The sequence below is a fragment of the Cohaesibacter sp. ES.047 genome (genome assembly GCF_900215505.1).
In the GTDB taxonomy this organism is placed as follows: domain Bacteria; phylum Pseudomonadota; class Alphaproteobacteria; order Rhizobiales; family Cohaesibacteraceae; genus Cohaesibacter.
In genome coordinates this window covers 320,008-343,632 of the sequence record NZ_LT907844.1, presented here as the reverse complement: position 1 = coordinate 343,632, position 23,625 = coordinate 320,008, and the positions used below count along the sequence as shown (strand labels likewise).

Sequence of the window (23,625 nt, the reverse complement as noted above, 5' to 3'; positions counted from 1 at the left end):
AAAAAGACTGGCAGCTTTCCCATAAGGAAGGCTGTCAGTCCTTGTCTTTAAAACCCCGCGACTAGATCACCAGCCGATCCGCTCGACATTGTCGAAGGCGATTTGGCTGCCATCGTCAAAATCGATGGTGCCCGAGGCATCATCCGAGAGCTGCAACTCATCAGTGCCGACCGTCTCTACCGAGCCATGGGTAAGCGAGATGGTCCAATCGGTTCCCATCTCGGTTGAAGCCGATCCGTCAGCCGCAAAGATCTCGATGCTGTCCGTCCAGTCTCCGCCAGCCCCGCCGTCGATCGTGTCGTTGCCGTCGCCCACCATGTAGATGAAGGCATCATCACCGTCACCACCCGACAGGAAGTCGTTTCCGTCGCCGCCGATGAGCGTATCATTGCCAGCCCCACCATAAAGACTGTCATTGCCGCCCTCACCATAGAGAACATCGTCCAGACCGGACCCTTGAATGGTATCGTTGCTGTCAGTGCCGTGGGTTACATCCTGCACCGACAGATCGAAGGAATCGGTAACCGACTCGCCACCACTGTCTGTCGACGTGATCGCCAGATTGATTGTCGGCTCGCTACCAGCATCAAGAGATTCTCCATCCTTGAGTTTGAGCATCATGGTGCCTGTGCCGTCATCGACCACTTCGAAACGGTTATCCGAGACGCTGTAGTCAAAGGCCTCATGAGCATCGGCGTCCGTCGTCGTCAACGTGCCGATGACATCACCAGCCTCATTCTCGGTCACCTGACTGCCATCAAGGATAACCTCGGTCGGTGCGTCATTGACGTCACCCACTTGAATGCCCAACACCTGACTGTCGCTGTTGCCCCCGCTATCTGTGACCGTAACGGTGACATCGATATTTGCCGTTGTTTCGTGATCAAGGCTGATGCCGTCTTTCAACTTCAGAACGGTCTCACCATCCAACTGGACAACCTCGAAGCGGTCATCGGAGACGACATAGGTATGACTATCCCCCGCATCGGGATCGGCAACAGCAAGAGTAGCAACCTCGGCTCCCGCTTCATTCTCCAGAACGCCGAAGCCCTCGGAGTCGGTGATCCGGAAGTTATCAAGGAGCGTGCCGAAATTGTTTTCCGAACCCACCTCGATGAAGTTGATGGTATCGGAGCCATCTCCAGACCCGCCAACGATATCAAAGTTGTAGGTGTGCCAGCCCAATCCGTCTTCTGCCGGGTCCACGGTTGCGATGACTTCGCCATTCCAGACGATCTTGACGACCGACTGTCCAAGGGCGTCTTGCTCATTGCCAGTGCCGTGGCCGTTCGATCCGCGGGATTTGAGGTCCATGGCCAGGGTGTAGGTCTGGTCATCTTCCAGCCCGTTCATCTCGCGGGTCAAGGTCCCGTTGGTCGTACCTGCCAGATCGACATGGTATTCGCCATCAGTTGCGCCCAAGCCTTGGTGCCCAGCTTCGTGCACATCGATGTCGGTCTGTGACCAGCCGTCAATGGTTGCGCCGGCGAACCATCCGGTTCCCTCGCCGCCGCCATGCTCGCCATTGCTGAAATGCTCGAAGCTGCCGTTGTAGAGGAAATTGTAGGATCCTTCCGCGCTCAGCGAGAGGCCTTCATTCACGTCTGCCACATTGATCGTCAGGCTTTCGCTGTGACTGAGACCGCCCTGATCAGTGGTGGTGACCACAACATCAACGCTCTGATCGGTCTCATGATCGAAGCTGACGCCGTCCTTCACTTTCAGGACCATGTTGCCCGCGCCATCATCGACCACCTCAAAGCGGTTATCATTGACGGTGTAGGTGTGACTGTCATTGGTATCCACATCGGTCGTCGAGAGAGTGCCGATGATGGAACCATCGCTGTTCTCGTCGAAACTCGAATTGGAAATCTCGATTGCAGTTGGCGCATCATTGGTGCCGCTAACCTCGATCGTCACGGTACCGGTGCCGTTTTGGCCGCTGCTATCCGTTGCGGAATACTCAAATGTTACCGTCCGGCTTTCATGGAGGTTGAGGTCCTGGAAATCCTGGCCCGGATCAAACGTGTAAGACCCGTCCGGATTCATGACAACGGACCCTTCTCCCGGCTGGCCGGTGAGACTGTAGCTGATGTCGCCTCCATTCACGCTCTGGGCATGCGCAACACTATTCAGGGCGTCATCTTCCGTCGTCGTGCCATTTTCATTCTGAGCAACCACGCCTTCGTCGATATCAGCGACATTGATGGTGAAGTCTTCGCTGAAGGTGCCGTGATGGCCATCGTCGGTGGTGACGGTGAGAGGGACGGAGGCTTCCGTCTCATGATCGAGCGTCACGCCTTCCTTGAGCTTGAGCACCATATTGCCCGCGCCATCATCAACCACTTCGAAGCGATTATCGGAGACGGTGTAACTGTGGCTGTCGGAGCTATCGACATCGGTGGTGCTGAGGGTGCCGATCACGGCCCCCGCATCATTCTCATCAATGCTGTTGGCGGTGAGGTCCACGGCGGTGGGGGCATCATTGGTGCCGGTCACCTCGATGTTGACGGTGCCGTCATCGGTGGAGCCATTGCCATCATCGGCGGTGAATTTAAAGCTGACGGTACGGCTTTCGCCAACGGCGAGATCATCAAAGTCGGAGCCGGGATCAAAGCTGTAGGAGCCATCGGGATTGAAGGTGACAGCACCTTCGGACGGCTGACCATCAAGGCTATAGGCAATCGCATCGCCATCAAGGTCCGTCGCGGTGACACTGCTGGAGAGCGGGGTATTCTCACCGGTGATCTCTGCCGCATCATCAGCGGTGACGGCCTCATTGAGGTCGGCGACATTGACGGTGAAGTCTTCGCTGAAGGTGCCGTTATGGCCATCGTCGGTGGTGACGGTGAGAGGGACGGAAGCTTCCGTCTCATGATCGAGCGTCACGCCTTCCTTGAGCTTGAGCACCATATTGCCCGCGCCATCATCAACCACTTCGAAGCGATTATCGGAGACGGTGTAACTGTGGCTGTCGGAGCTATCGACATCGGTGGTGCTGAGGGTGCCGATCACGGCCCCCGCATCATTCTCATCGATGGTGTTGGCGGTGAGGTCCACGGCGGTGGGGGCATCATTGGTGCCGGTCACCTCGATGTTGACGGTGCCGCTATCGGTGGAGCCCCTGCCATCGTCAGCCGTGAAGTTGAAGCTGACGGTGCGGCTTTCGCCGACGGCCAGATCATCAAAGTCGGTGCCGGGATCAAAGCTGTAGGAGCCATCGGGATTGAAGGTGACAGCACCCTCGGATGGCTGGCCATCAAGGCTATAGGCGATCGCATCGCCATCAAGATCCGTCGCGGTGACACTGCTTGAGAGCGGGGTATTCTCACCTGTGGTCTCGGCGGCGTCTTCAGCGGTCACGGCCTCATTGAGGTCAGCGACATTGATGGTGAAGTTCTCGCTGAAGGTGCCGTCATGGCCATCGTCGGTGGTGACGGTGAGAGGGACGGAAGCTTCCGTCTCATGATCGAGCGTCACGCCTTCCTTGAGCTTGAGCACCATATTGCCCGCGCCATCATCAACCACTTCGAAGCGATTATCGGAGACGGTGTAACTGTGGCTGTCGGAGCTATCGACATCGGTGGTGCTGAGGGTGCCGATCACGGCCCCCGCATCATTCTCATCAATGCTGTTGGCGGTGAGGTCCACGGCGGTGGGGGCATCATTGGTGCCGGTCACCTCGATGTTGACGGTGCCGTCATCGGTGGAGCCATTGCCATCATCGGCGGTGAATTTAAAGCTGACGGTACGGCTTTCGCCAACGGCGAGATCATCAAAGTCGGAGCCGGGATCAAAGCTGTAGGAGCCATCGGGATTGAAGGTGACAGCACCTTCGGACGGCTGACCATCAAGGCTATAGGCAATCGCATCGCCATCAAGGTCCGTCGCGGTGACACTGCTGGAGAGCGGGGTATTCTCACCGGTGATCTCTGCCGCATCATCAGCGGTGACGGCCTCATTGAGGTCGGCGACATTGACGGTGAAGTCTTCGCTGAAGGTGCCGTTATGGCCATCGTCGGTGGTGACGGTGAGAGGGACGGAAGCTTCCGTCTCATGATCGAGCGTCACGCCTTCCTTGAGCTTGAGCACCATATTGCCCGCGCCATCATCAACCACTTCGAAGCGATTATCGGAGACGGTGTAACTGTGGCTGTCGGAGCTATCGACATCGGTGGTGCTGAGGGTGCCGATCACGGCCCCCGCATCATTCTCATCGATGGTGTTGGCGGTGAGGTCCACGGCGGTGGGGGCATCATTGGTGCCGGTCACCTCGATGTTGACGGTGCCGCTATCGGTGGAGCCCCTGCCATCGTCAGCCGTGAAGTTGAAGCTGACGGTGCGGCTTTCGCCGACGGCCAGATCATCAAAGTCGGTGCCGGGATCAAAGCTGTAGGAGCCATCGGGATTGAAGGTGACAGCACCCTCGGATGGCTGGCCATCAAGGCTATAGGCGATCGCATCGCCATCAAGATCCGTCGCGGTGACACTGCTTGAGAGCGGGGTATTCTCACCTGTGGTCTCGGCGGCGTCTTCAGCGGTCACGGCCTCATTGAGGTCAGCGACATTGATGGTGAAGTTCTCGCTGAAGGTGCCGTCATGGCCATCGTCGGTGGTGACGGTGAGAGGGACGGAAGCTTCCGTCTCATGATCGAGCGTCACGCCTTCCTTGAGCTTGAGCACCATATTGCCCGCGCCATCATCAACCACTTCGAAGCGATTATCGGAGACGGTGTAACTGTGGCTGTCGGAGCTATCGACATCGGTGGTGCTGAGGGTGCCGATCACGGCCCCCGCATCATTCTCATCAATGCTGTTGGCGGTGAGGTCCACGGCGGTGGGGGCATCATTGGTGCCGGTCACCTCGATGTTGACGGTGCCGTCATCGGTGGAGCCATTGCCATCATCGGCGGTGAATTTAAAGCTGACGGTACGGCTTTCGCCAACGGCGAGATCATCAAAGTCGGAGCCGGGATCAAAGCTGTAGGAGCCATCGGGATTGAAGGTGACAGCACCTTCGGACGGCTGACCATCAAGGCTATAGGCAATCGCATCGCCATCAAGGTCCGTCGCGGTGACACTGCTGGAGAGCGGGGTATTCTCACCGGTGATCTCTGCCGCATCATCAGCGGTGACGGCCTCATTGAGGTCGGCGACATTGATGGTGAAGTCTTCGCTGAAGGTGCCGTTATGGCCATCGTCGGTGGTGACGGTGAGAGGGACGGAAGCTTCCGTCTCATGATCGAGCGTCACGCCTTCCTTGAGCTTGAGCACCATATTGCCCGCGCCATCATCAACCACTTCGAAGCGATTATCGGAGACGGTGTAACTGTGGCTGTCGGAGCTATCGACATCGGTGGTGCTGAGGGTGCCGATCACGGCCCCCGCATCATTCTCATCGATGGTGTTGGCGGTGAGGTCCACGGCGGTGGGGGCATCATTGGTGCCGGTCACCTCGATGTTGACGGTGCCGCTATCGGTGGAGCCCCTGCCATCGTCAGCCGTGAAGTTGAAGCTGACGGTGCGGCTTTCGCCGACGGCCAGATCATCAAAGTCGGTGCCGGGATCAAAGCTGTAGGAGCCATCGGGATTGAAGGTGACAGCACCTTCGGACGGCTGACCATCAAGGCTATAGGCAATCGCATCGCCATCAAGGTCCGTCGCGGTGACACTGCTGGAGAGCGGGGTATTCTCACCGGTGATCTCTGCCGCATCATCAGCGGTGACGGCCTCATTGAGGTCGGCGACATTGATGGTGAAGTCTTCGCTGAAGGTGCCGTTATGGCCATCGTCGGTGGTGACGGTGAGAGGGACGGAAGCTTCCGTCTCATGATCGAGCGTCACGCCTTCCTTGAGCTTGAGCACCATATTGCCCGCGCCATCATCAACCACTTCGAAGCGATTATCGGAGACGGTGTAACTGTGGCTGTCGGAGCTATCGACATCGGTGGTGCTGAGGGTGCCGATCACGGCCCCCGCATCATTCTCATCGATGGTGTTGGCGGTGAGGTCCACGGCGGTGGGGGCATCATTGGTGCCGGTCACCTCGATGTTGACGGTGCCGCTATCGGTGGAGCCCCTGCCATCGTCAGCCGTGAAGTTGAAGCTGACGGTGCGGCTTTCGCCGACGGCCAGATCATCAAAGTCGGTGCCGGGATCAAAGCTGTAGGAGCCATCGGGATTGAAGGTGACAGCACCCTCGGATGGCTGGCCATCAAGGCTATAGGCGATCGCATCGCCATCAAGATCCGTCGCGGTGACACTGCTTGAGAGCGGGGTATTCTCACCTGTGGTCTCGGCGGCGTCTTCAGCGGTCACGGCATGGTTGGTTTCGCCACCACTGCCTCCGCCACCCGGGGTCGATACCGCACCATCATTTCTTGCAGTGTTTGCAGGCGCAAAGCTGGGTGCCGCACCCGTGTTGGTGGCTTGAGCAGAAAACGGAGAAGCCGAGGCCAAAGCAGCACCATTGTCGATGGATTGAACGCCCTCAAGGCCGCCGGACATCGCGAACGCACCTTCGGCAGGGGCTGACGGGCCTGTCGAAGAAAGAGGAGATTGGGGACCGTTGGCAAAGGCACTTGGTGTGGTTTGAGGCGCGCCATTGTTGATCGGCTCGCCAGATACGCGCGCGCCACTGTCATCCGCAGCTCCGCTTTGCGTATCGGTAAATGGCAGTTCGCTCTCGACTGTTACACCATAATGCAGGTTCGGGTTCAGGATGTCCTGACGCGCTGCAATGTGATCACCGGTGTCGTAATCACTGCCACCCTTGTACTGATCGGCTTTCTGGGCCGAGTCCTGTGCGCGGTTGGCTTCTAGTTTGGTGGAACTGCTGTTGATCTTGATGTTGGGAGTCGAGGTGTCAGCCATAGACCTGTCCTTAGCTTCTTGGCCCCTTGGGGCAGGCAATTGGACAGAAAGCTATCGTGAGGCTGATTAATCGGTGGTTCTTTTAATTGGTTAGGAATACGTAAAAATAACATTTCAGACTATCTATAACGGCATTTTGGACGGAAAAGTTCAAACTTGGTTAAGAAAAGTTCAAGAGACTAGGCGCATAAAGAGAGAGTGGTTTGTGCTTTTGGCGCACCAAGCCCGGGCGACATGGGCCGAATAACCGAGAAATTGGGATCAATGACAGAACCATATCCAGACGGGCAGCGCGGCAATCGGTCACGTTTCGGGCAAAAGCTCGAGCGCCTGCACGATATCTTTCAGCCGCCTCGCTCCATGCAGTCGGCCTGGTTTGCGGATCTGATCAAGGTTCCCAAGCGGATCATGGCGGCCTCTTTTGTCATCAACATGCTTGGCCTCGGCATGCCTTTGGTGATTTTGCAGATCTATGACCGAATTATCCCCAATTTATCATACGACACGCTGTTCTACCTGATGGGCGGTCTGGTGATCGTGATGCTTGTCGACACGACCCTTAAGGTAATCCGGTCGCATATCTCCGGCTGGTCATCATCGTACATCGACTATGTGGCCGGTGTGGAAGCGGTCAGACGTGCGATGCACGCGCCACCCGAAGCCGTCGAACAGGAAGCGGCAAGCACACATATCGACCGCATGAATGCGCTCTCGGCCACGGCACGGATGTTTGCCGGTCCGGCCCGGATGGGGCTGGTTGACCTGCCATTCATTTTTGTTTTCCTCGCGGTCATGGCAATTGTCAGTCCGGTGATCGCTGGGCTGCTCGTCTGTCTGTTTGGCATCTTTGCCTGGCGACTGCTGGTCAAGGCTCGGGAAATCCAGCTCCTGCAGGACGAGCGGCAACAACTCGACCGGCGCAAATATGATTTCGTGATCGAGGCATTGTCTGGGATCGAGACGATCAAGACCATGGCCTGCGAGCCGCAAATGATGCGGCGATATGAGCGCTTGCAGGAATCCATTGCCGTCGCCTTTCACAATTCGGTGCGCATGGATGGAGAGACCCAGTCCCTGAGTGCGGTGTTTGCCGCCGTTACCATGGTCACAATCGTGAGTAGCGGTGCTCTGCTCGTCATCGAGGGAACCCAGTCGATCGGGTCTCTTGCCTGCTGCCTGCTGCTTGGCGGGCGAGCGGTGGAAGTGCTTGTCCGGTCGGTGCGATCTTGGAGTGAAATGAGCAACTTCGATCTGGTCAAACAGAATGTCGATGAATTGCTCAGCATCAATCCCAACCCGGATCAGATCGCAGAGAGGATCACTCTTGATGACGGCGCGATCAGTGTTCGCAATGTGATAATCAACTCGTATATGCCTAACAACAAGCCATATCGGGTTTCGCTGACCATCCCGCACGGCAGCATCATCGGGCTCAAGGGCAATCTGCCGCGCGATGATCACCAGTTTCTCGAGATCCTTCGCGGCAAGCTCGATCCAGAGGTTGGCGAGGTCTTGATCGGTGGGTACTCAAGTGCCGAATTGATCGATGCGGATCTGTCCTCCTCCATCGCCTATGTGCCCAACAGTCCTGCGATTTTCAGCGGAACGATCCTTGAAAACCTGACCCTGTTCAACCCGCGCGACGGACTGCAAAGAGCGCGTGAGGCAACACAATTGATCGGCCTTGAAAGCGACATTCAGCAATTGCCGCATGGGTATGACATGAACATCGGGACAGGCGGCAACGAAACACTGCCGCCCAGCTTCCGCCAGCGTATCTGCATTGCCCGCGCCATCGCCCAGAAACCGAGTATTCTGGTGCTTGAGGAGGCCAATGCCCTGCTCGATCAACGTGCGGACAACCTTCTGAGGAAGGGACTGGAGCAATTGCGCGGCACGATGACCATCGTTTTCCTCTCAAACCGTCCCTCTTTCCTTGCCATGGCAGACAAGCAGTTCATCCTCAAGGAAGGCCAGTTGCAAGTGCATGGAGGCCAGCAAAGAGACGCCGCTGATGCCAGGGGAGCCGGTTCAGAAAAATCCGTTCTGGCTCAACAGACAAGACAGGCGATCGGGAGGTCCGCATGAGCGAAAAAGACCCAGGATCGCAATCGCCCGATGACAATGGCCAGTCCGAATTCATTCGCAAGCTGCAATCCGGTGGAATCTCACTGAAAGAGCTTTCGCGCTATTCTGCCGAACGCAATTTCGCAACATCGGCGGATGAAGTGAAGCCAGTGCGGAAAGCAGAGGTCGCATCGGACCCGAATGTGCAAGCCTTTGAAACGGATCAGGTCGCTGAAAGAGCGCAACCTGATGCGGAGCAGGAGATCCAATTTAGCGCAGAGGACATACAGTTCGATGCTGCGCCGAGTGATTTGCTGTCAAAAGGAGCGGCTGCCGGGACAGAAGCCCAAGGCCCTGCGTTCACGGACTTCGAGACCTTGATAGGCGTGAAGGAACGGTGGTCCGGGATCGACTACCACAGTTCCGCTGGGCGCTGCCTGCAGGTGCTTCTCGCGCTTCTCGGCTGGGGCGGCGACGGGCGCCATCTGGCGCAGGCCCTGCCGCACTTCAATACCATTCATGACATGAACGGCCTCAGGGCCGTGCTTTCCCGTCTGAATTTTGCTGCGATCGCGGGCGAAACCCGCCTTGCATCGCTGTCGAACGAGAAGCTGCCATGCCTGTTCGAGGATCAGAACGGGACGGTGCGTATTCTCCTGTCCGTTAATCACGGTGAGGGCACGGTCACCTGCTTTAATGGAGCAACCGGCGCCGAAGAAGACATCAGCTGTCTTGATCGCACCGAGACGATCTATCTGATCAATTCGATCGATCTGGCTCATCAGACCCGCTTCGTGCAGTCTTTCGGTTGGGTTACCCATGCCGCAACGGCCTTTCGGCGGCTGTTTTTATCGCTGTTCGTGATCAATTTCGGCATCAACCTTGCTGCCCTTGCCGTGCCGATTTTCATCATGGCTGTCTATGGCTATGCCATCCCATCAAAGGCGCCGGGCAGTCTTGTGATGTTCATCGCCGGGGTCGGTCTGATCATTGCTGCTGACTATGCCCTGCGAAGGCTGAGAACCCGGGTTCTGGCCTATATCGGAGCGCGTTTCGATACCGCCTTGTCCGTTGAGATCTTCCAGCGCCTGCTCTTCATGTCTTACGGCATGGTCCAGAATGCGACCATCGGAGCGCAGTTGTCGCGCTTGCGTCAGTTCGAGAAGCTCAGAGAAATCTTTCTGGGGTCGCTGGGCACAGCGGTGCTCGATCTGCCGTTCGTGTTCGTCTTCATCATCGCCATTGCCATGATTGGGGGGTGGATCGCGGCGATTCCGGCGGTTCTGCTCGCGGGCTATTTCATTCTTGCCGCTTTCAGCATTCCGGTAGCCAAGCGCCAGACCATGCAGTCCGGTGATGCCAAGACCAAGAAACAGAACATCATGATGGAACTGTTCCTGATGCATCGCGACATCCGCAACACCGGTGCCGAGCAGATCTGGCAGGAACGCTTCGAACGCGCTGCGGCGAGTTTCGCCGCCCTTGATTTCCGGGCGCAGCACTTCTCTCAGAAAATCCAGATCATCAGTCAGTCCATGTCGATGACCGCCGGACTGACCACGCTGAGCGTCGGCACGCTGATGGTCATGGCTGGCGATCTGGGCGTTGGCGGATTGATTGCAATCATGGCCCTGATCTGGCGGGTCCTGTCGCCGCTGCAGAATGCGTTCCTCAGCCTGTCCCGCGTTGGCAAGCTCATCGAAGCCGTGCGCATGGTGAACAATCTGATGCGCATGCAACCGGAACGCACTCCCGGTGCTGTGCCCAGCATTTCGCGCAAATTCAGCGGCCATATCTCGACCAAGAATCTCAGCTTCCGCTATCCGCAGGCGTCCGATGCGGCGATCAAGAATGCCAATGTCGTCATCAATCCCGGTGAGCTGGTCGCCATAACAGGCCCCAGTGGCGGCGGTAAGTCGACCTTCCTCAAGCTTCTGGCGGGACTCTACCGGCCGGTTGCGGGCGTTGTCGGTTTCGATCACCTCGACATCCGGCAGATGGATCTTGGCGAATTGCGCGCCGAAATCAGCTACCAGCCAGATCATCCCACCTTCTTCTACGGCACTGTTGAGCAGAATTTCCATCTCAATGATCCAAAGACGATGCGGAATGAGATGCAGGCATTGATGACGCACTTCAATATCACCGAGGATCATCCCGATCTGCCGGACGGTGCTCTGGACACGCGGCTGAAGGCCGAAACGGTGCATCAGATGGCCGACAGCCTGAAGCAGAAGCTGTTGCTCTGCCGCAGCTTTTCCAAGCATGCGTCCTACTATTTCCTTGATGAACCCGCCAACTATCTGGACTTCGAGACCGATCGCAAGTTCATGGCCCATCTGGCAACCCTGAAGGGCAGGGCGACCACGCTGTTCACCACTCAGCGCCCCAGCCACATGAAGGAAGCCGATCGCATCATCGTGTTGCATGAAGGACAGGTCATCCTTAATGGTCCTCCCGAGCAGGTCTTGCCACAGCTGGATTCGTTCAACAAAGCGGTCGCCTGACCGGGTTTTCTTAAAAACTTTTTGATCGTGAACACAATGTATTAACCCTGAGAGGGCATATTGAACGTGTGCGCACAAAGCGCACGGACCTGCGTTTCTGGTTGTCTTTTTACAGGGTATTGGGTCTTTGAAGTTGTTTCAGTCAAAACAGAGTGAGCTTGACGCGCGGACTCTGACATTGCCTCTGGCGCTGGAAGCGGAGCAACCGCCCCAGCTATTTGCCTATGTGGTGTCGGGATGCGTCCTTTTCATGGCGGCATTTGTCATCTGGGCTTTCGTTACCTCTGTGCTGGAGGTGACCCATGCGATGGGACAGGTCCAGCCCACCACTCAGGTGCAGACGGTTCAGCATCTGGAAGGGGGCTATGTCCAGCAGGTTCTGGTCCACGAAGGGGACCGGGTTGCCGCTGGCCAGCCGATCATGCGCCTGCGCTCTACAGCGACCGAAAGCGAGCGGGATCAACTGGTGGTCCGGGCTGCGGGTCTCAAAATGTCCATCGCCAGCCTTGATGCGCTTATGGATGGCAAGGATCAGCCGGATTTTGGCTCCCTGTTTCACTCCTATCCCAATCTGGCAAATTCCCAATACAACGTCTTCTTGTCTGAAAAGACCCGCATTGAGCGAGAGGAAGCCAAGTTTGCTTCCCAGGTGGTTCGGCGCAAGGCCGAATGGCACGCCGCTGTTGCCGAACAGAAAAGCGTCAACAAGCGCGCCGAGATCGCCAAAGAGCAATTTGTCATGCTCGAAAATCTGCTCAAGCAGCAATATGCCTCCCGCCGGTCCGTCCTCGAAGCGCAGGCCTCGCTGGAAGAAGCGCGGTCCCGGCTCTATGTGCTGGATGGCAAGATCGCGACCACACGGGAACAGGTGACTGAAGCGGAAATCCAGTTGGAAGAAACCCGCGCGTCCCTGCGCAGCGAGCTGGCAAAGGAACGCTCCAAGAGCGCCACGGAACTGGCAGAACTTGACCGCCTTCTGACCAAGCAGCAAGACCGGGTCGAAAGCCTTGATCTCGTTGCGCCGACCAGCGGTCTGGTTCAGGAACTGGCGGTCAACACCGTGGGTGCGGTGGTGCGCTCGGGTGAAGTCGTTGCCCGGATCGTGCCAGATGATCGCAAGATCCTCGCCGAAGTGCGCGTTCAGCCAAAGGATATTGGCCACATCCATGAGGGAGCGAATGCCAAGATTACGGTTTCGACTTTCGATCCCTATGTCTTTGGCACCATCGAAGGACAGGTCAAGACGATCTCAGCCACATCCTTTGAGGATGAGCAGGGTCAGCCCTATTTCAAGGTGCATGTCTCGCTTGACAAGAATGAACTGTCTCATGGCGACAAGACCTATCCGGTTCTGCCGGGCATGGTGGTGACGGCGGATATCGTGACGGGCAGAAAGTCTCTCGCACGCTACCTCCTGAAGCCGGTCTATCGGTCAATGGACATCGCCTTCTCCGAGCGCTAACGCTGAATTTAAAACTCCGCATTTAGCCCTTGTTAACCATAAAACCCTAATAGTGATAGGGAGTTGGTAAGCAAATTGATCGGGGCGGTGACCCTCAACGGGACACCAGATGGCACAGATGTGCCGCCTTCGTGCTTCTTTGGGTCAAGAGTAGAGCAGTCATGAAGCTGATACACAGCAACACGGGATCGGAGCTTTGCTTCAGCGCGACTGCGACGGGAATCAGCCGTGGCGTGCGGACCTGTCTGGTCTTGGCTGCGATCATTGCGCCCCTCTTGGGTGCGGCAACAGCCAGAGCCGACAATCTCGCCCAAATGCTTTACGACGTCTATGACAACAATCCCGACATTCGGGCTCAAGAGGCAGCGCTCGAAGCGAGCAGGGCAAGCACCCGCAAGGCAGCATCGGCCTATGCCCCCAAGATCAATGCGACAGCGGGGCATTCCATGGTTGAAGAGCGCCTCAAGGCCGGCGGACGCACCAGAACCCGAACAACGCAATATGGCTTGAGCGCGAGCCATCGTCTGTTCAATGGCTTCCAGAACCGCAACAACCTGATCAGCTCCAAATATACGGAACGTTCAAGCCTTTATCAGGTCCGCAACAAGGAGCGCCAGATCCTGCTCGAAGCGGTCAAGGCCTATATGGACGTCTTTGCCGCGCGCAAGATGATCAATCTGCGGCGTCGGTATCTGACCAATCTGCTCGATCAGCAGCGCGGCACCAAGGCACGCATTCGTGCCGGAGAACTGACCCGCACCGATCTGTCCAAAACCGACGCACTGATTTATCGCGCACGCGCCTCGCTGGAGGGAGCATCGGCTGATCTGGGGGCTGCCGTTGGTCGCTACGAATCGTTGGTGGGATACAAACCGGCGGAATTGATCTTCCCTCAGATGCCAGTCAGCCACTTGCCGCAGACGGTTGAGGAAGCAGAGCGCAAGGCCCTGCAGATGCATCCCGATTTGCGCGCCTCCCGCGCAAGCGTCAAGGCGTCGGAATATGCGGTCAAGTCCGCACAAGGAGCGTTTCTGCCGACGCTTGATGTGAGCGGCGAAGTCAACCGCAACTATGCCTCGAGTCATGCGGAAACCAACAAGGCGGAAGGTGCCTTCTCCCTTCGTCTCAGCCTGCCGATTTTTGACGGAGGGGCACGGATGGCCGATGTCCAGAAGGCGCGTGCCCTGCGCGATCAGCAGAAATACGCCTCCCACGCACTGTCAGCGCGCATCAAGGCCGACGCCAGAGAGCAGTTTCTCAGGAACCGTGCAGCACAGGTCGCCTTGAAGCAGGCCTCCGCCGAGGTTCGCGCCGTACGAGACCTCTTGCGTGGCATCAAGATCGAGGAAAAGGCGGGGCAACGGTCCTTCTTGGACATCCTTGATGCGGAGGTGTCGTTGCTCGATGCTCAAGAGCTGGAAATCTATTCCAAGGCCGATTCGGTGATCGCGATCTACAGTTTCCTGGCGGCCACAGGCCAGTTGACAGTGTCAGGTGCGCGCAAGGCACAGTTGCAATATGCACCGGAAGCTGTTGCTGCGATTGCGCGCGCGGAACAGATGAACCGACCTAAGTCCCAGAAAGTAAAGACAACCGGGCCGCGCAAATCTGATGATCCCTGGAGCGGATTGCGCTAGCCATATCGGGCAGCCTCCTCAAGCTTCATTTTTCATTAACGATGACGCGATCTTTTGCCTCCAAAACGGGTCAGCACCGAGTACGTTCCTCTCGCTTTAACTTCTTCTAACTAGAATACGACGAGATTCAAAGACGACCGTATCCAGGGGGGACGGGCGGACGACTTGGGGCGAAAAATGGCACTTATTCTGATCGTTGACGATCAAAATACCAATAGACAGATTTATTCCCAAATTGCACGGCGAATAGAGGACGGAACGGATGTTGTGACCTGCGCGGGCTCGCATGATGCCCTCAAATGGCTTGATCACAATGACCCGGATCTGATTCTGACCGACTTCAACATGCCCGGCATGCATGGAGACGATTTCATTGGTCAAATCAGAGCCAATCCTCGCTTCGCCGATGTTCCGATCATTGTTGTGACCGTGTTCGAGGACCGCAATCTCAGACTGCGGGCGCTTGATGCCGGAGCGACGGATCTGTTGATCAGTCCTGTTGACCATCGGGAATTCGTTGCCCGAGCCCGAAATCTTCTCAAGATGCATCGTCAGAGTCAGGTGCTGTCGAACCGGGCCAGTTCGCTTCTGGAGTCTCTCAAGAAAAGCGAAAGCATTCTTGCCTGGACCCAGCGCGAGAACGAAAGCCGCCTCGTCAACGTGATCAACACCCTGCCGGTGATGGTCAGCGCCACGGATGTTGATGGCTGTTTCCTCTTCATGAATTCCAACAAGGCGAATTATCTGGGCTTGAAAGCCGAGGACGTGGTTGGCCGCTCCTGTACCGAGGTGTTGGGTGAGCAGGTTGCTGAGCGGAACACCGCAATCGATCAACTGGTCATCGCCTCGGGCACTGATTTGCGTTCCTTCGAGGAGGAAATCGTCAGTAGCAAGGGCACGCGAAAGATCTTCATGACCACCAAAAGTCCGCTTATCGAAGGCAAGCGGGTGATCGGTGTGGTAACGTCGTCGCAGGACATCACGGATCGCAAGGCTGCTGAAACGCACTTGCATCACATGGCCCATCACGATGGTTTGACGGGCCTTGCAAACCGGTCGCTTCTGCGCGACCGGGTCGACCGCGAAATCGGACGCTGCCGCCGCGGTGATGGCCGCTTTGCATTGCATCTGATCGATCTGGACGGTTTCAAGCAGGTCAATGATGTGCACGGCCACGCAACCGGGGATGAGCTGCTGGTTCGGGTTGGTGAACAATTGCGCAATGTTGCCAGTCCGAATGATCTGGTTGCGCGTTTGGGCGGCGATGAATTCGCCATCCTTCAGACCAACGTCAAGAATGACACGCATGTCGAACAGTTGGGCCAGGCAATCACCAACGCGATGCCTGATGCGATCTCGCTTATCGACCTGTCGACCAGTGTGACAGCGTCCATCGGCATTGCCGTTCATCCCGAGGATGGCAATTCCTTCGAAAAGCTGATGAGCAATGCCGATCAGGCCATGTACAAGACCAAGGCGGCGAGTGGCAATGGTTTTTGTCTTTATGCCACCAATCTCGATGCCCGTGCCGAAGCGGAGCGCCGCGTCGACGATGCCCTTAAGGCCGCGCTTGACGATCGGCGCTTCGAGTTGCTCTACCAGCCACAAGTGGACCTGAAAAGCGGCGACATATGCGGCTGCGAAGCCCTGTTGCGCATGCGGGGTGAAGACGGGGCGCTGATCGCACCAGCGGACTTCCTCGCCCGTGCCGAACGCAACGGCATGATCATGCCGATCAACGAATGGGTGATCTATGAAGCCTGCCGTCAGGGGGCCGAGTGGCACTCCAAGGGCTATACGGACTTCACCATCGGTGTAAACCTGTCTCCCGTTCAGTTCCAGCGCCAGTCTGTGCCGCTTCTGGTCGCCCGGATCCTCGCAGAGACCGGTATGCCGGCCCATTGCCTCGATCTCGAATTGACCGAAAGCATCGTGCTGCATGATCGCAAGCAAGTCGCGCAGCAGCTCAGTCAATTGCGCACGCTGGGTATCAAGATTTCGATTGATGATTTCGGGACAGGATGTTCCTCGCTGTCCTACGTCAAGCATTTCCCTGTCGACCGGCTCAAGATCGACCAGTCGTTCGTGCGTGACATGCTCAAGAACCCGTCTGACACGGCCATCGTACGTGCGACGATCAATCTGGGCCATTCACTGGGGCTGGAAGTGATCGCAGAAGGCGTTGAGGATAGGGCTGTTGCCAACGCTTTGCTGCTTGAGCATTGCGACAGAGCGCAAGGCTACTATTTCTCCCGCCCCGCGCCCGCCGATGAGTTCGAGCAGGCCATGCAGAAACAACTCAGATATGGCACCAGATTGGTCGAGAGCTTGCAGGAGCCGGCCTGATCATGACAATCCGGTTTGTTTCCCGCCCTCTTGATGGGTTGAAAGCGTTGCATCTGCGTCTGGCGGCCCGAGAGGATACTGAGCACACGGCGATCTTCTATCGCTATGGCATCATTGCGGCCACCTATGCGCTGGTCGCTTTCGGTCTGACCGTGAACAATGAAACAGCGACCCTGTTTCACGACGACATGCTCATTGCGATCCCGTTTTATGTTGCGGTGCTGACGTTGCAACTGGGGCATTTGCTGTATTCTCCCGGCGTCTCGATGGTTCGCCGTGGCGTGTCCCTCATCAATGATCAGTGGATGCTCTACTTTGCGACCTATACGCTGGGACCAGATGGCACGGGCCTTTACCCTTTCTACTACTGGCTTATCTTTGCGGCTGGATTTCGCTATGGCCCAACCTATCTGCTGATTGCTGCACTGACGTCCGTTCTTTGCCTTGCGAGCCTCTTCACCGAATTTGGTCTGTGGCAAAGCAGTCCCGTTGTCTGCATCGTCCAGATTGGCGGCATTATCGCGCTCTCGGCGGCGGTCTCATCATTCCTTCGAACAATCCGGGAGGCCATCAAGGGGGAACAGCGCGCCAGCAAGGCAAAGTCGCGGTTTCTTGCGAGCATTTCCCATGAAGTTCGCACACCGCTGAATGCCATCAACGGCTTGAGCGATCTTCTGTGCGACACAAAGCTCAATGCGGATCAGAGACGGATGGTCTCGACCATTTCCGAATCCGGCAATTCGCTTCTTGTGCTGATCAATCATCTGTTGGATTTGTCGCGCGCCGAAAGTGGCAAGATGCCTGAACATCTTGAGGATTTCGACTTTTACGCCATGTTTGGGCGTATCCACCGCCTGTTTCGCCTTGAGACATCCCAAAAGGATCTCCAGTTCAACATCCATGTCGATCCGGCCATGCGCAGATTCTATCGGGGCAATGGCCGTTTCATTGAAGACATTCTGATCAACCTGATCGGAAACGCGGTCAAGTTCACGGAAAATGGCAGCATCACGGTGCGCGCTTCCCTGCTTCGGGCGGGCGAGCAAATGCAACGGGTTCGCTTGGAAGTGATCGACACAGGCCTCGGCATAGATGCCGCTGCCCATGACCGCATTTTCGAGAGCTTCACCCAATCCGACGACGGCATCATGAACAAGTATGGCGGCTCCGGTCTCGGTCTTGCCCTGTGTCAGCAATATGCCCAGCAGATGGGGACGCGCATCCGTCTCTCCTCCCAGCTCGGTACGGGCAGCACCTTTTGGGTCGATCTGCCCCTTGATCCGGCGCAGAAATACAGCGAGATCGTTCGGCAGGGCAAGAACTCCGCTGGTCGCGGGCTCGCTCTGGCCTTGGTGACCGAAGACTGGCACCTCAGGATGTCCGTGCGTTCCAGCCATCCGTTCAGTCATCATTTCACCGCTCTCGAACCCGCTGTCACCGAAATGGTTCGCCTGTGCCGGACCGAAGGCGTCGCCCCTCTGCTGTTGGTTGATCGCCGATCCTATCCCCACTCGCTCCCGGCCCTGAATGAAGAGATCTCGCACCTCCTGGCTGGCCAGCAGGTCAGTGTGGTGTGGGTTTGCAAGGACAGCGAGGATCCTGCCGAATTGACGCGCACTGCGCCCGAGTTGGGCATGGCCTATCTGCATCGGCGTGACGTTCAACTGCGGCTGGAGACTCTCTTGCGTCTGGCCGCAAATCTTTATGACAGTCAGGAAAAACGGCAACCGGTTGAAAAGTGCCTTGATGGCCAACAGTTGCGCATTCTTGTCGCCGATGACAATCGCACCAACCAGATGGTCATTGAGCGGATGCTTCAGACACTGGGACATCAGGTGGAGTTGGTCTCCGATGGCGAACTGGCGCTCAGACGCCTCTCCGATGAGGTCTTCGACCTTGTCTTTCTTGATATCAACATGCCGCTCCTGAACGGGCTTGAAACTTCCGAGCGATATGTCCGACTTGCCAACCAGCGCGGCCTGACCGTGCGACCCAATATTCTGGCGCTAACTGCGGACGCATCACCCGAAATGGAAAAACGGTGCCAGCAATCCGGGATGGTTGCCTGTCTGCACAAACCCATTGATCGCGCGAAGCTCAAGGTGCTGCTTGATCTTTATGGCCCCAAGCCCGAATGCGAACTCCAGATCGAAGAGGAACACGAGATGCTCCAGTCAAACAGATCAGATGATGGAAAACTCCTGTCCGAACAGACCCTGATGGATTTGAAGGATTTGGGTGGAGAAGAGTTCGTCGTCCAACTGGCCCATCAATTCACCGAGGACGGTATCGACGCTCTCAAACACCTCAATGAAGCGGTGAAAGACTGCGATGATGCCGAATTCCGCGACAGAGCCCATGCGTTGCGGTCCGCTGCGGCCAACGTCGGCGCTCAGGCGGTTTTCCGGCTCTGCCTGTCATGGCGGCACATGTCAGCCGCTGAGCTTCACGAGGAGGGCGGCGATCACGTGCTGGAGCTTGCCAACGACATGCGTCTGTCGATTGAGGCGCTGGAAGACATGCTGAATGTCGCACTTCCCAAGCCGGACATGGCTGGCTACGCGGGGCGTGAAGACAGGATCGCAGTCGCCAATTGATGCGAATTCAATAAGATTGCTTGACGCTGAAAGCCTGCGTCGGCTATTGCGGTGAGCCAATCGGTCAGACGCGCCCTAGCTGTTGCACCATCGCAATGAGCGTGCTGCACGGCTCGTTTGATGACCGGCGGTCCCATACCAGCAACGAGCCTCATGACCAGCATTTCAGAACAGACACCGCAATCCAATCCAGAGCAATCCGGGCCTCAGAGCAAAGACATCTGGGATGCAATCATCATTGGTGGCGGTGCGGCCGGTCTCATGGCGGGTCTGACGGCAGCGCAGCGGGGGCGGCGTGTTCTGGTCTTGGATCACGCTCGAAAGCCAGCGGAGAAAATCCGCATCTCGGGCGGTGGGCGGTGCAATTTCACCAATCTGGGCACCACCGAGAAGAATTTCCTTTCTGCCAATCCCCGCTTCTGCATTTCCGCCTTGCGGGGCTTCAAGCCGCAAGATTTCCTCGCCATGGTCGAAGCGCACCGGATTGCCTGGCATGAAAAGGCATTGGGTCAGCTTTTCTGTGATGACAGCGCCCAGCAGATCATCGACATGCTGCTCGACGAGCTGTCGGGAGCCGGCGGCAAACTGCGCCTCGGGATCGATGTGAAGATGGTAGAGAAAAGCGATGACCTCTACCACGTCGCCACTTCTCGCGGCACCGAGTTTTGCCGCTCGTTGGTGATTGCAACGGGCGGAAAGTCGATCCCCAAAATGGGGGCAACCGGCTTTGGCTATGACATTGCCCGGCAATTCGGCCTTGATCTTCAATCAACCCGCGCCGCATTGGTTCCCTTCACCTTTTCAGAAGTGGACAAGGCGTGGTCCGTTCCTCTTTCGGGGCTGTCGGTGGATGCCGAAGTGCGGTTCGGCAAGGTGACTTTCCGGGAGGGCTTGCTCTTCACGCATCGCGGACTGTCGGGGCCGTCCATTCTTCAGATTTCGTCCTACTGGTCCGAGGGCAAGTCTGTGAGCATCAATCTCGCCCCCGATGGCGATGCCCTCGCCACATTGCAGGAGGCGCGCATGTCTCGCCCCAAGCAGGATGTTGCAACGGTTCTGGCAACCGTCCTCCCCAAGCGTCTTGCCAAGGCCATCTGCGAGCGCGAAAAGATCAGCGGCAACATTGCTCAGCTCGGAGACAAGGCCTTGCGCAGGCTTGATGAGTGCGTTCACCGCTGGCAGGTGAACCCGATCGGAACAGAGGGCTATCGCACCGCTGAAGTGACGCTTGGCGGGGTCGACACCCGCGCCCTGTCGCAAAAGACCATGGAAGCACGCGACGTACCTGGCCTTTATTTCATCGGTGAGGTGGTGGACGTGACTGGTCAGCTCGGAGGCTATAATTTTCAGTGGGCCTGGGCCAGCGGTCGCGCCGCCGGCTTGGCCCTTTGAGCGTCTGCCGAGCGAAGGTTTGACGACAGTTGTGCTAGGCTTGCCCAATCGAATCGCATGGTGAAACTATCCAACAGGGTCCCTCATGAGCAGAATGATCGAACCGGACATCACCGCCCCGGTGGATGGCCGTCAGTCGCAAAGAGCCATGGAAATCCAGCGCGGGACGAGCCGCCTTTTGCGCCGCCACGGTTTTGTCTGTTTGCCGGAAATGACACTGAAGTCAGGCAGGCGGGCCGATCTGTTCGGGATCAACAACAAGGGCGAGGTCTGGATCATCGAGATCAAATCCTCGGTCGCCGATTTCCGGGCAGACAACAAATGGCCCGACTATTGGGACTTCTGTGATCGACTGTTCTTTGCCACCAATCAGGAAACGCCAGCGGATATTTTCCCTCAGGAGGCCGGGCTGATCATAGCCGATGCCCACGGTGCGGAAATCGTGCGCCATGTGGAAGAGCAGAAACTGGCTGCGGCCAGACGCAAGGCAGTCACCTTGCGCTTTGCCCAGTTGGCCGCTGCCCGGCTGCATGCCATTCACGATCCGGGCGTGCCGGTCCATATCGAACCCAACAAATTGTAGAGTGCGCAGCAGGACCGGATGAGCAGTCTGATCGTCAGGATGGCCTAGCGCGGGGCGCGTTTGGCCAGAATGCGTTGCAATGTCCGGCGATGCATGTTGAGCCGACGGGCGGTCTCTGACACGTTGCGGTCACACATTTCATAGACCCGCTGGATATGCTCCCACCGGACCCTGTCGGCCGACATCGGGTTTTCCGGCGGTTCGGCCTTGGCTGCACTCTCATTCATCAGTGCAGCATAGATATCGTCGGCATCCGCCGGTTTGGCGAGATAATCGACGGCACCCAGCTTCACGGCGGTGACAGCGGTCGTGATGTTGCCGTAGCCAGTCAGCATGATCGTGCGTGCATCGGGATTGGCTGCGCGGATCGCCTCGATCACATCAAGTCCGTTGCCGTCTCCAAGGCGCATGTCCACCACCGCATAACGCGGAGGCTCCTGTTTTACCAACGCCAGGGCTTCTGCAACGGTATCAGCTGACTGGATGGAAAGGCCTCGGCTTTCCATCGCTCGCGCCAGCCGTATAAGAAATGGTCGATCATCATCAACCAGCAACAGGTAGCCCGTCTGGGCGCTCACGGCTTGTTCGATTAGTGTCATTTGCTGGTCCTGTTTGCTTTGCCTTTCTACCCACATGGCCTGTTTGCCGTCACAGGGGGTGTGGCAATCGGTCTCGCCCTTTTAATCTAGCATCAAACTTACTTCTTTTATTGATCTGTCTCAAGCGCGGACCTAGGCCAAAGTATATCGATCATTGCTCCACTGTTTTCAAAAGTATTGTTCGACTGGAGCGCGGTTTTGGATCCATTTCGGTTGGCGATACTCACTTTTCCACCAGTTCGTTCGAGCAATGTCTTGGCGATGAAGAAGCCAAGGCCCAACCCGCCACCGCTGAAGCTTGCACCAGAGTGTCCTTTTGTCGCCGGGTTGGCAAGGGCCGCCCGGGCCGTTCTTGTGCGATTGCTGCGCGTCGTAACGAAGGGATCGCCCAGATGTTTCATGATCTCTTCAGAAAAACCCGGTCCATCGTCAGATATCCGGATCAAGACGTTGCTTTCACCCCAATGCGCGGTGACTTCAACGCGACTATGGGCAAATTCCACCGCATTCTCGATAAGGTTGCCAAGCCCGAACAGAATGCCGGGGTTGCGCCAGACCACCGGTTGTCGGGCAAGATCGTCGGGAAAGACCTGTTCGATCTCAACACCCATAGTCTCGAAAGGCTCCACGATCTCACAGATCAGGCTGGTGATGCGCATTTTGGTGAAATTGTTGTGCTCGTCGCCCGAAAGCGAGCGCAATTTGCCAAGGATATCCCGGCATCGCTCGGCCTGCGTTCGCAAAAGCACCATATCCTCATGCAACGGATCATCCGGGCTGAGATCGCGCTCCAGCTCTTTTGCGACCAGCTGGATGGTCGACAACGGGGTGCCCAATTCATGCGCTGCGGCGGTTGCCAGCCCGTCAAGGTTGGTTAAATGCTGCTCGTTTGCCAGAACCAGCTCGGTGGCCGACAATGCATTGGCAAGCATGTGCCCTTCCTTGGCAATGCGAAACGTGTAGATGCTCATGAAACCCATGGTCAGGATGAGGGCAATCCAGATCCCTGCCATATACAACACCGGCATGGTGGGCGGCCTGTGCCCGACCCATGGCAGGGGCTGGTGAAAGATCACAAGTGCAGTCGCAATGATCGTGATGAGACAGGCCAGAAACACGGTATAGCGTGGCGGCTGCATCGTCGCAGAGACCACCGCCGGGACGAGCAGAAGAAGGGAAAAGGGGTTTTGCAGACCGCCGGTCAGATACAAAAGGCCACCCAGTTGCGCCGTGTCATAGGCAAGCAGCCCTGTTGCGGGCAGGGGAGAGAGCCGCACGCTCTTGCGGAATTTGGCCTGCAGATAGAGATTGAGCCCCGCCGAGAGGCCGACCAACGCAAGACACAGCACCGCGTCGAAATCATAGCCAAGCCCCAACCAGACCAGCACCACGGCAATCGCCTGCCCCAGAATAGCGAGCCAACGCAGGCGCACCAGCGTATCGAGCTTGATTTGCAAAGTGGCAAATTCCGAGGTGGGGAGGGGGGAGAAGTCCATTTGGGAAGGCTTTGGAATGCATGACAGTTAAACGGCGATGAAGCAAGCAACTTGCTTGGGAGGCTA

General features: G+C 57.2%; 11 protein-coding genes. 8 read left to right on the top strand and 3 right to left on the bottom strand.

Annotation, left to right across the window (positions count from 1 at the left end; translation table 11 throughout):
• Positions 1-66: 66 nt before the first annotated feature.
• A complete protein-coding gene (locus tag CPH65_RS01435) occupies positions 67-6,873 on the bottom strand; it encodes an Ig-like domain-containing protein (protein WP_096171812.1) in 6,807 nt (2,268 codons plus the stop codon).
• Between the two features lie 264 nt (positions 6,874-7,137).
• Between CPH65_RS01435 and CPH65_RS01430 the strand changes: the two genes are divergently transcribed.
• The 8 genes from CPH65_RS01430 to CPH65_RS01395 all read left to right on the top strand — a co-directional run bounded on the left by CPH65_RS01430 (position 7,138) and on the right by CPH65_RS01395 (position 21,464).
• A complete protein-coding gene (locus CPH65_RS01430) occupies positions 7,138-8,961 on the top strand; it encodes an ABC transporter transmembrane domain-containing protein (protein ID WP_172891433.1) in 1,824 nt (607 codons plus the stop codon).
• Entirely contained in the window at positions 8,958-11,447 is a 2,490-nt protein-coding gene (locus CPH65_RS01425) for a peptidase domain-containing ABC transporter (protein WP_096171810.1), read from the top strand. Before CPH65_RS01430 ends, CPH65_RS01425 begins: the two co-directional genes overlap by 4 nt.
• Positions 11,448-11,580: 133 nt before the next feature.
• Complete coding sequence (locus tag CPH65_RS01420) at positions 11,581-12,909, top strand: HlyD family type I secretion periplasmic adaptor subunit (RefSeq protein ID WP_096171809.1); 1,329 nt, start codon at positions 11,581-11,583, stop codon at positions 12,907-12,909.
• A 161-nt stretch (positions 12,910-13,070) separates the two neighbouring features.
• Positions 13,071-14,546: a TolC family protein gene (locus tag CPH65_RS01415; protein ID WP_096171808.1), complete on the top strand. Its 1,476-nt coding sequence runs from the start codon at positions 13,071-13,073 to the stop codon at positions 14,544-14,546.
• Positions 14,547-14,723: 177 nt separating this feature from the next.
• Positions 14,724-16,892, top strand: coding sequence for an EAL domain-containing protein (locus CPH65_RS01410; protein ID WP_096171807.1), 2,169 nt, complete (start codon positions 14,724-14,726; stop codon positions 16,890-16,892).
• Between the two features lie 2 nt (positions 16,893-16,894).
• A complete protein-coding gene (locus CPH65_RS01405) occupies positions 16,895-19,489 on the top strand; it encodes an ATP-binding protein (RefSeq protein ID WP_096171806.1) in 2,595 nt (864 codons plus the stop codon).
• A 153-nt stretch (positions 19,490-19,642) separates the two neighbouring features.
• On the top strand, positions 19,643-20,881 hold the full coding sequence (locus CPH65_RS01400; protein ID WP_096176159.1) for an NAD(P)/FAD-dependent oxidoreductase: 1,239 nt from the start codon (positions 19,643-19,645) through the stop codon (positions 20,879-20,881).
• Between the two features lie 85 nt (positions 20,882-20,966).
• Positions 20,967-21,464, top strand: a complete 498-nt coding sequence (locus CPH65_RS01395; protein ID WP_244574506.1) for an MmcB family DNA repair protein — start codon at positions 20,967-20,969, stop codon at positions 21,462-21,464.
• A gap of 44 nt (positions 21,465-21,508) precedes the next feature.
• Here CPH65_RS01395 and CPH65_RS01390 read toward each other — a convergent pair whose 3' ends face one another.
• Entirely contained in the window at positions 21,509-22,063 is a 555-nt protein-coding gene (locus CPH65_RS01390) for an ActR/PrrA/RegA family redox response regulator transcription factor (RefSeq protein WP_157747438.1), read from the bottom strand.
• A 107-nt stretch (positions 22,064-22,170) separates the two neighbouring features.
• Positions 22,171-23,559 carry an ActS/PrrB/RegB family redox-sensitive histidine kinase gene (locus CPH65_RS01385; protein WP_096171803.1) on the bottom strand — a complete coding sequence of 463 codons (1,389 nt, stop codon included), beginning with the start codon at positions 23,557-23,559 and terminating at the stop codon, positions 22,171-22,173.
• Between the last annotated feature and the right edge of the window lie 66 nt (positions 23,560-23,625).